The organism is Vibrio sp. 10N.222.52.C3, from assembly GCF_041474195.1.
Lineage (GTDB): Bacteria > Pseudomonadota > Gammaproteobacteria > Enterobacterales > Vibrionaceae > Vibrio > Vibrio crassostreae_C.
This window is the reverse complement of record NZ_JBFRTQ010000115.1, coordinates 1-9,409: the sequence shown is the minus strand read 5'-3', so window position 1 is coordinate 9,409 and position 9,409 is coordinate 1. Positions and strand designations below refer to the sequence as shown.

1 protein-coding gene is annotated in these 9,409 nt (G+C 41.0%); it reads left to right on the top strand.

Annotation, left to right across the window (positions count from 1 at the left end):
- Positions 1 to 213 precede the first annotated feature (213 nt).
- Positions 214 to 9,021 carry a tandem large repeat gene (locus AB4517_RS17295; protein WP_372148939.1) on the top strand — a complete coding sequence of 2,936 codons (8,808 nt, stop codon included), beginning with the start codon at positions 214 to 216 and terminating at the stop codon, positions 9,019 to 9,021.
- Positions 9,022 to 9,409 lie beyond the last annotated feature (388 nt).

The following is a 9,409-nucleotide window of genomic DNA, read 5'->3' as shown; positions in this document are numbered from 1 at the left end:
TCATAATATTTATTTGTTTTTTTTGCATGTTATTTTAGTTCATTCCTTCGTAATGACTAGCTAAAGGTATAGGGTGTGTTTTTAGAGAGATAAAAAACAAACATTTCACCTTTTGATTTAGCTAAACTGTACTTTATAAGTAGTTATTATGTCATGTTGAGAAAATCTTAGACGATAATATAATCGCGGAAAAATATACTCTGCCAGAAAACTATGTTCACTAAAAATACGTTGAAATCAACATTAGGTCTTATTGTTACGTCGCTTATCTTAAGCGCATGTGGCGGTGGGGAAGGCGGAGGTGATAACACCCCGCCAGCAAGGAATACCGGAAGCATCTCAGGTAACGTTTTTGACGCTCCTGTGAGCGGTGCGAAAATTGAGGTGTTTGAATACAAGGATGGAAACCTAGGTAGGAAGTTAGCAAGTACGACTTCCGATGCTTTTGGTGACTACAAGGTTGAATTTGAATCTTCATCGATGCCACTTTTCATCGTAGCTAAAGAAGGCAGTTATACCGATCCCTTAACGAAAAATACAGTGTCTGTCAGTAACGGCAAAACACTGCGTTTAGAAGCCATGCTCAATTACAAAGAAGGGCGTGATCAAAACTTAATGCTGACCCCTTTGACGAACATCGTTTCAGGCTTAACTCAATACAAAGTAGGCAGGGGAGTGTCAGACTCTACTGCTATATCGGAATCACTAAATAGCATTAACGATATATATGGTTTCGATGTCAATGAAACTACTCCGATAGACATTACTAAAGGTGGTCAAAGTAGTTTTGCTACATCCGGTCACCAATATGGTGCTTTGTTAACCGCTTATTCTTCTTATTCGTACGACCTAATTCAAAAATACGGTGATACTCAGAGTAATATTTACACATCGATGCATTTGGCTGATATCCAATATCGAGATGTCATTGCCGATGGTCTTCTTGATGGGCTGGAAATAAGTACTGTGTCGGGAGGGGTAACCCCTTTAACCTTCGGTCAACAAAAAGTCTCTAGTGATATTTACACTCACGTTTTGGCACAGCATGTTCTAATTGTCGTCAATGATCCTAACTTAAATATTTCAGGAACAGACGCAGACGACTATGTTGAGTTTAGCCGTAAGATTAATGACCAAGGCACCAATAGCGGTACTGGCGGTGTGATCCCACCTCGCGACGAAACCGAAATTGATACCGAAGCGCCTACAGTGTCTAGAACAGACAGTGATGTATTGGTAAGCCTCGATAAAGTGGATATTAAGCTCAATGATGAAATTGGTGTTCAAGGTGTCTCAGCGTACCTTGAATACCAACTGGACGGTGTCTGGTCTCTCGAGAGTCAGTGTGACGATGAACAAACTGCGGGTAGTGAGTTTTGTTTCTTGGAATTCGACGGCTTTGAATCTGGTCTTAGAGAAACAAGTATTAAAGTAAGTGTAGACACAAAAGCCATTGACGCGGTAGAAGTTGATTCGGATACGGGACTCTCAAATGTCACTGCGGCACGTTTGGTTTTTTATACGACTGACGTCTTAGGTAACGAATTAGTTCAAGGGCGAGATGTTGGCCATTATGTAAACTTTGAATGGGACAACAATGCGCCGGTAATTGAAGTAACCTCGGCTAGTTCTATAAACAACAGTGCAAAAGAGTATGTGCTTAAAGGCACTGTAAAAGAAGACTCGCAAGAGATTGATTCGGTAACGGTTTCATTTAAAGGCGGTTTAGATGATAGCGTTTCTTGTGGTCATATAACTTTAGAGTCAGGCAGCGCCTGTGAATTCAGTAAGGGATATTCAACCGATGAATTCGTATCGATAACAACATTTGAAATTAAAGCCACCGATAGCAACGGGAATATTGGTAAGGAAGTTCACGAAGTCGTTCGTGATGATCAAGCGCCGGCGCAAGTGATTAGCTACCCAGAGAATGCTCCAATGAATTATGTCAACGTTAGTGTTGATGGGGAACGCGTAACTAAAGAAGATGTTTATACGCAAGACACCTACACATCAGAAACGGTTCAATCCACTCGTGATTATTTGAAGATTGATTACATTTACGCGAGCAAGGGGATTTTAAACTCAATTCCCGATGTCGATTTTAGTGACTTTAATGTCAACGACCTCAAAGATAACAAAATTCCATATGTTCGTGTCAGAGTCTCAGATGGCAACGGGGATATGGGGTTAGGATCTAGTGCCGACAAACTTAAGCTAGTTGTTAAGTATTTAGTAAGCGCAAACAATGATAATAACTACGTGCTTCAGAAGGTAACCGATACCGTAGCCTCTGCCGCTAACATACCCCACGAAACTATCTCTGATACTGAAGGACACGTAAATGAGGTTATCTATTATGTTCCTTTTGTAAAAGAAATACTTGGTGACAACTTCGATTCGACGTCCGAGAACAGCAGTCAAAAACTAGTGATTCAAACTATTGACGAGTCTGAAAATGAAAGTGCTGAGCAAGAAGTTTATTTTCGTAGTAGCTTCGACTTGCCGACAATGACGATCGTTACTCCATTTATCGGGGCTAGTGTGCAATTGGAGGGATTAAACTCGAAGGGAGAGTTTACCTCGCTAGGAAGATGTACCACGATTCAGCACTTAGAAAGTGATGGAACAAATAAAGCACTCGATGTTGCTGGATGTGAAACAACAACTGATGTAGTTAACTACGACTTTATGCGAGTGCGGTTAATCGGTATTGATGGTAATACGCAACCGTATTACTACAAGTGGGAGAGTGATCCAGGTACACAATCAGAACAAGTGAACCTAAATAGCGCGAATATAGGTGCCTACTTTAAACTTAATGGTTCTAAGACTTTTTATATTACCGAGCTAGCAACATACCAAACCGGACTGTTTGACTCTCAATGGAATCAAGTTGAAGCTGGAAACAAGACTCCAGAGAATGCCGCACGAATTTTAGACGACGTACAATATGCTCTCGCTGGTGGAAGCGATTCATTCTTTGGTTTCGACCCAACGATCGTTTCGTATGCAACGAATGAAATATTGAAAGGTGCTATTCCGGAAAAACTGCCTAATAATTATATTCATCGGTTTTTAGTAGAAGCGATTTATGACATTACCCAAATAAACAATATGCTACTAAGTAACTCTGTTGATTTTGCTTCCGCTATCTATGATGACTTGCAGTACGATGGCCAAGCTAACGGTATTGGTAGTGGGGGTGAAAAAATAGTTCTAGATTCATATGAATTTAGCTCAAAGTCTTACCGTAATGACTTAGCGCAATCATACTATAACATTATGACTGAAAAGTATGGTGTAGCAGCTAACCTAGCTCAGCGATACGCCGATCAGATATCAATGGCGAACCCAAGCCTCGATGGCGAACAGATTATAGACGGTGATGGCGAAAGTATTGATAAATCACCGCCTCAACCTTCGCTAAGTATCGAAAATGGCCGAGAAACATGGGTTGGAAATAAACGGTACGTTGCTGGTGTTTTAGATTCACGGATTATTTTGGAAGATCCGTCAGGCATTGTCGTGGAAGAAGGCAGTCAGCCATTATTTGTTACAGTGTGGTATAAGAAAACTGAACCGAATACGGAAATCCCAATTGATCTGAATATTCGAGAGTCAGGTGGTGATAATTATAAAAAAGAGTATTTATTTACCCTTAATACCGAGTCTTCAAATCTCAAAGGGATTGTCGAGTTTGCACTTGTGACCAGTGCAATGGATGAGCATGGAAATAGCTATGGTTACAATGGAGAGGAACCACATACGGAAACTTTGTATGTGGATAATGATTATCCTTTAGCGACTTATATTCCCCCGAGCGATGGTAATGGTGATCCGATTGACGAAAATGTCTATTTGAACACCAATTATGTTCAAGAACTCACTTTCAACATTGACGATATTGTAGGAGACAAATTGGACGAGCGAGGGCTCACTTTCTACAACTCGGCAACCGGTGTTACTAATGATTATGACGCTAACTCACATTTTTCAAGTAATACAGAGGATCATTTTAAGGTAAAACTATGCTCTGGAGACAAATGTAGCAGTCAAGGTAATATTATTAGTCCAGAAGATGGTAATTGGGTGGTGTATGTTAATGCTGAAGACAATCTGTCTAATATAGTTAACCGCCAGACGACCAATGCCCCTCAATTTAGTGTATTACTTGATTCAAAAGGTCCGGTAGTAAACGGATCTAAAATTATTAACCACTTAGGTGGTAATACTAGCTGGGTACCTGATATTACTTGGAGCTTGAGTCCAGGGAGTTTGGTTGAAGTCGATATGAAGTCAGAGTCTGGCAGGCGTTTCACTTTGCAACATTACGAAACAGAACCTGAAGAGAGTACTGAGCCGTATCTATTAGGCATGCAGCCTAACGTAGAGGTGAGACTAGTTGCGGAGGCATTTAAATATAATGAGAAAAACTTCTTCTACGTAACAGCAACAGACAGTTCTTTTCCATCGGGAACACACAGTGGTGAATTTGAATTCTTGGTCGACAACAAGGGACCAGTAATTGAATTAGCTGACCCTTGGGTTTTAGACACTAATTCAGGTGAAAGCTATGTTCTTGGTACCGCATTTACTGTAAAGCTTACATCAGTATCTGACGACTCTGATGTATCTAAGGTTGAACTTTGGCAACAAGGTCAAAACGCTGCAATACGTTCAATTGACCCCAAAGATCCAACGCAGCCCTTTGATATCGAAATTACAGAAACGCAAAGTGACACTATAGTGATTGGCGAAGACAAAAAGGCTAACCTGTACCTCAAAGCCCTAGACGAATATGGGTTTGAATCTGAAACAGAAATTAGAACTGTTCTGCTAGATCGTGAAGGCCCATCACTAAAGTTAAATGCGTTTGATCCGGAAAGTTTCTATCTTGGTGATTATGTATTCAATCTTTCAGCCCAAGATTTAAATGATAGGGGAACACCATCATCAGACGGTGTTAACAATGAAACATTAGAGTATTGGACTTTCAAAGAAAACCCCTCTGATGCAAGCACCTTAGTTGGTGAAGATATGAAGATTCCTTTAAGAGGTGAAAACGATGGTGATAGTGCGATTCGCACTATCAGATTAGGTGGTTCCGACATTAGAGGGAATACGACAAGCATAGATTATGTGGTTAAAGTTCAAAACTCAAAGCCCACTATTAACTCGGTTACTTTCACATATGAAGATGGCACGCCAGTTTCTTCTGGTGGCCAGATACAAATTACTCGTGTTGAACCTGTAATTATAAGTATTGATGCTGAAGATGAGAGCGGGATCCCGCTAGTTGAAGGTACTTATAAATATGGGGAACAAACCAACAATATCTCATTTTCTCAGAAAGGTGGCCTTTGGGAAGCTAGGTTGACAGAGGCAGATCTAACGGAAGATGGTGCCTATCAGTTGGAATTCAAAGTATATAATAACGTTCGCTATAGCTCTGAACAAGAAAGGCCTGTTTCCGAACGGTCAGAAAGTATCAATGTGCAACGTCAAGGTGTTGCTCTGTCAATCGTAAAACCGACTGACTTCCAAAGTCATATATCGGGAAGTACCCTTAATGTTGAATTTGGCCCTGCGGGTGAGGTAAAAGCAAAAACATTAGAATGTTGGGTTAGAGAGAATTACACCTCAGACGGTGTGCCGGAAGATGGTTCGAACAATGCTTATTCAGGTGTTATAACTAATCCTCAAGAAAATTATAAGTGTAGCATTACAACTGATGTGAATATGTCTGTTTCACCTGTGGTTTTGATAACGAAAACAGTAGGAACGAATGATACTGAAACAGTCAATAAATTCAGCTTTAATATGATGGATATCGATGCCCCTACGGTTGAACAAGACACATATCAATTTACTGGCAATGACGTCGGTTTGAACGCCGAAGGTAAGAAAGTTCTGAGCTTAACATTGAGCTTCAAAGACAATCTTTCTGGTGTGGATATTAGTGATGGTAACGAACCGTTATTGGTAAGAAATCGATTAAATGTGTCTTTTGAACCAAATAGTTGTAGCTCTAAATTGGGTATAACGACATGTACGTATAGAGAGTTGTATGCCGATATCCTCTCTCCGGGGGCGTTACAGCACTTATACACGATTAAGAACTTGTCTGATGTCGCCGGAAACTTAGGTTCGGATCATGCGTTAGAATTATTGCTTCCAGCCCAAGGCGATTTAGAAATCGCTATTACCAGCCCTGCTGAAGATACTATTATTCGAGGTGAGACCCTTGAAATGAAATTCAAGGTGAAGGTTGGACAAAATTCTGATCTTGAAAATGTCGTCGCAACTCTAGATGGTGCGTCATATAATTTGAATGATAACCCAGAGAACTTTGGCCCTTTCACTAAGTGTGAGGATGACTATTCTTGCTCGACGTTTACCGCGCCATTAGATGACAAACTAGATGGTCAATTTATTAAGCCTAAAATTCAAATTATTGATGTATGGGGAGAGTCTATAAGCGATGAAGTAAGCGTAATGGTCGATAATAGCCTACCAAATGTTGACGACACTGTATCCCTCAATGAATCTCCGGATGATTCTAGCTTAGTTAGATTTCAGTTTTCTGTGTGGGATGAAGGTAGCGGTATAGCAAAGGTTAAGTACACAATAGTTAATCCTAAATATGTATTTGATAAAGATGACGATAGCGAAAATTCACACCTTTATTTTGATCTTCCAAAAACTGAGTTAGAAGAGTTGAATTCGATACGAGTCAATGTCGAAGCAACTGACAATGTAGGTTGGACTCAAAATAAGACGATTGATATTGACATTAGGATACCAACTATTGATTTGGCTTTTGATGGAATAACAAGTTTACAAGGGGGTAAGCTTGCTTTTACTAATGATAGCCAAGCGTTCACCATTACCTCTGAAGATGGAGAAGATGTAAAGGCTGCTTCCTATGCTATAGATTTGGTTCCAGTTTCAGGTAACACGATTAAGTTTTCTGGGAAAATAGCCTCTTCAACAGCTTCAGATACGATGACTTTTGATATCGATGCTCAAGCTGAGTATATGCAAAAAGTAACCGTAACCGATTCTATCGGGCGAGTTATTACTGACTTTAATGTGCTCAACAAGACTTACGATGCTGAAGGCATCGCATCCATTGTTGATTACCAAGCACCGGTCATTTCAAGTATCACCAGTACTCAGGATTCGATGATTCCGGAGGAAGGGCAATATTATTTGGATGTAAGAGCATACGTCTTCGATAAAAATCTAAGCAGTGTTAATTCTACTGCAAACAATGGTACCGATGCCCCGGTAACCCCACAGTTAATTGAAGAACCTATCAAAGACGGTGACCCTTACTTGATACGTTATCTTTTATCTCCTGGCGATTATCTAATAACGGTAACAGCAGACGATTTAGTTGAACACAAGACCGAGAAGTCACTAAATGCAAAAGTTGAAGCTGCAAGTATTCCTGAGTTAACAATATCAACGATAGCGTTAATGCCTTTGGCTGGTGGAGTCGAAATTCCTATTTCATTTACCTTTACTGAAGAGGTTAATAAGTTTGAATTTTCAGATGTCGAAATTAAAGCAGATGATGACAATGATATAGGCGCGCTGAAGCAAGCATCATGGAGTACAACAGACAACATAACTTGGACGGTCAATTACAGAGCGCCTGAAAAACAAGATAAAAACATAACCATACGGGTCGGTGATAATAGTTACGAAAGCGTAAATACTATCCCCGGAAAAGGGGATAGTTTGGTTTTGGGGATTGAGGGTGTGTTACCAACCCTGTCTAGCGTGACATTTGATCCAATGCATCAGCAAGTAGGCAAAGATGTACAAGTAGCCCTTGAATTTGATAAGGAATTACAAGAAGTAACGGCCATGCTTGGTGGTAATCAAATCAACTCACTAACTGCTACGGCTGATAAGAAAGTTTGGAAGGGTAACGTTCGAGTGCCTGATACTAATGAATTAACAGTGGCTTTGATTACAGAGCAATACAAAGACCTAGTGGGTAATGTGGGCACGCAAGACAGCACACACTCGCTGCCTATCACGCCAACGTTGGACATCACACCGGTGGGCAGTGTGGACGGCAGCAATGCCGCGAACTTGGCCTTCTCAGGCACCTCGACCCGTTTTGATGGTCAAGAGCTTCGCCTGGCAGTGAAAGCGCAAGACAATGAGACGGTATTGAAAAATGGCGTTATGACCGTAGCAAGCGGTGGGGCTTGGAGCAGTACGGTGGACATCAGCGATCAACCGAACGGCAGCTACACCGTTATTGTGACGGGCACCAACGCTGCAGGCGTGCAAGTAAGCGAAAGCGCAAGCTTTACGCTCGCGCAAGCGGTACCGACGTTAACGAGCGTGACGTTTAACCCAAAACACCAAGCGATAGGTCAGAGCGTATCGGTCAGTCTTAAGTTCGATAAAGCGCTGCAAGCGGCCAGTGCCGAGTTAGGTGGTACGGTCATCTCGCTGACGCAGAGTGCGGACGCCAGCGTGTGGACGGGCAATGTCGATGTATTAGTCGCGACGTCGTCTGATTTGACGGTGGATTTGGTGGTGAAAGATTACCAAGACTTATTGGGTAACGTGGGGGCGCAAGACAGCACACATTCGCTGCCGATTACGCCAACTATTAGCATCTCTGCGATCAACAGCGGTAACGATGTTAACGAATCAGAGTCACCCACATTGATTCTCGATGGTACTACGGTTCGTTTTTCTGAAGGTGATAAGTTGAGCCTAAGTGTCACAGACAGTGGGGGAGTTAAAGTTTCAGATGCTGAGGTGCTGGTTGGTGAAAATGGAGTTTGGCAATATGAACTGACTCTTGATCCAATCGAAGGTGGGTCTGTGACGGTGTCACTACATGGTGCCAATGCACTTGGAGCCGATGCTACTTTGGTTGAATCTACATTTACATTAAATAAGGATGTGAACGCTGCAGTGGTCATAGTGCCAAGTTTATTACGACAACTGCTTATTTACGACAAGGGCACAAAACTAGCAGCGTAACGCTAATCGTTATATGGAAGATTAGACAAAGGTCTGCCTATTCGGCAGACCTTTTTGCAAATGTATCTCAGGTTGTTGGAATTTGAGTATGTATCCGGGGCTTAATCATTTTTATTACCCTCAATTTTATTAAGAAAATTATTGTACACCAGTGCCCAATATTGATTAGTTTAGTGATGCTGAGTCATTGAAATGAAAATTATTTTGTTTTTCCTATTTCATTATTTAGTCATATTTTCAGTCAGATAACTAATATAACTGGTGATGCAATCAGAATGGCAATTGCATAGATATTTTGCATAGTAGTTTTTGGTCTTATCTCTATAAAAGTGCCATCTTGATATTAAATGCATAATATATATAGTGTTTATATCACGTCGTTATTTGA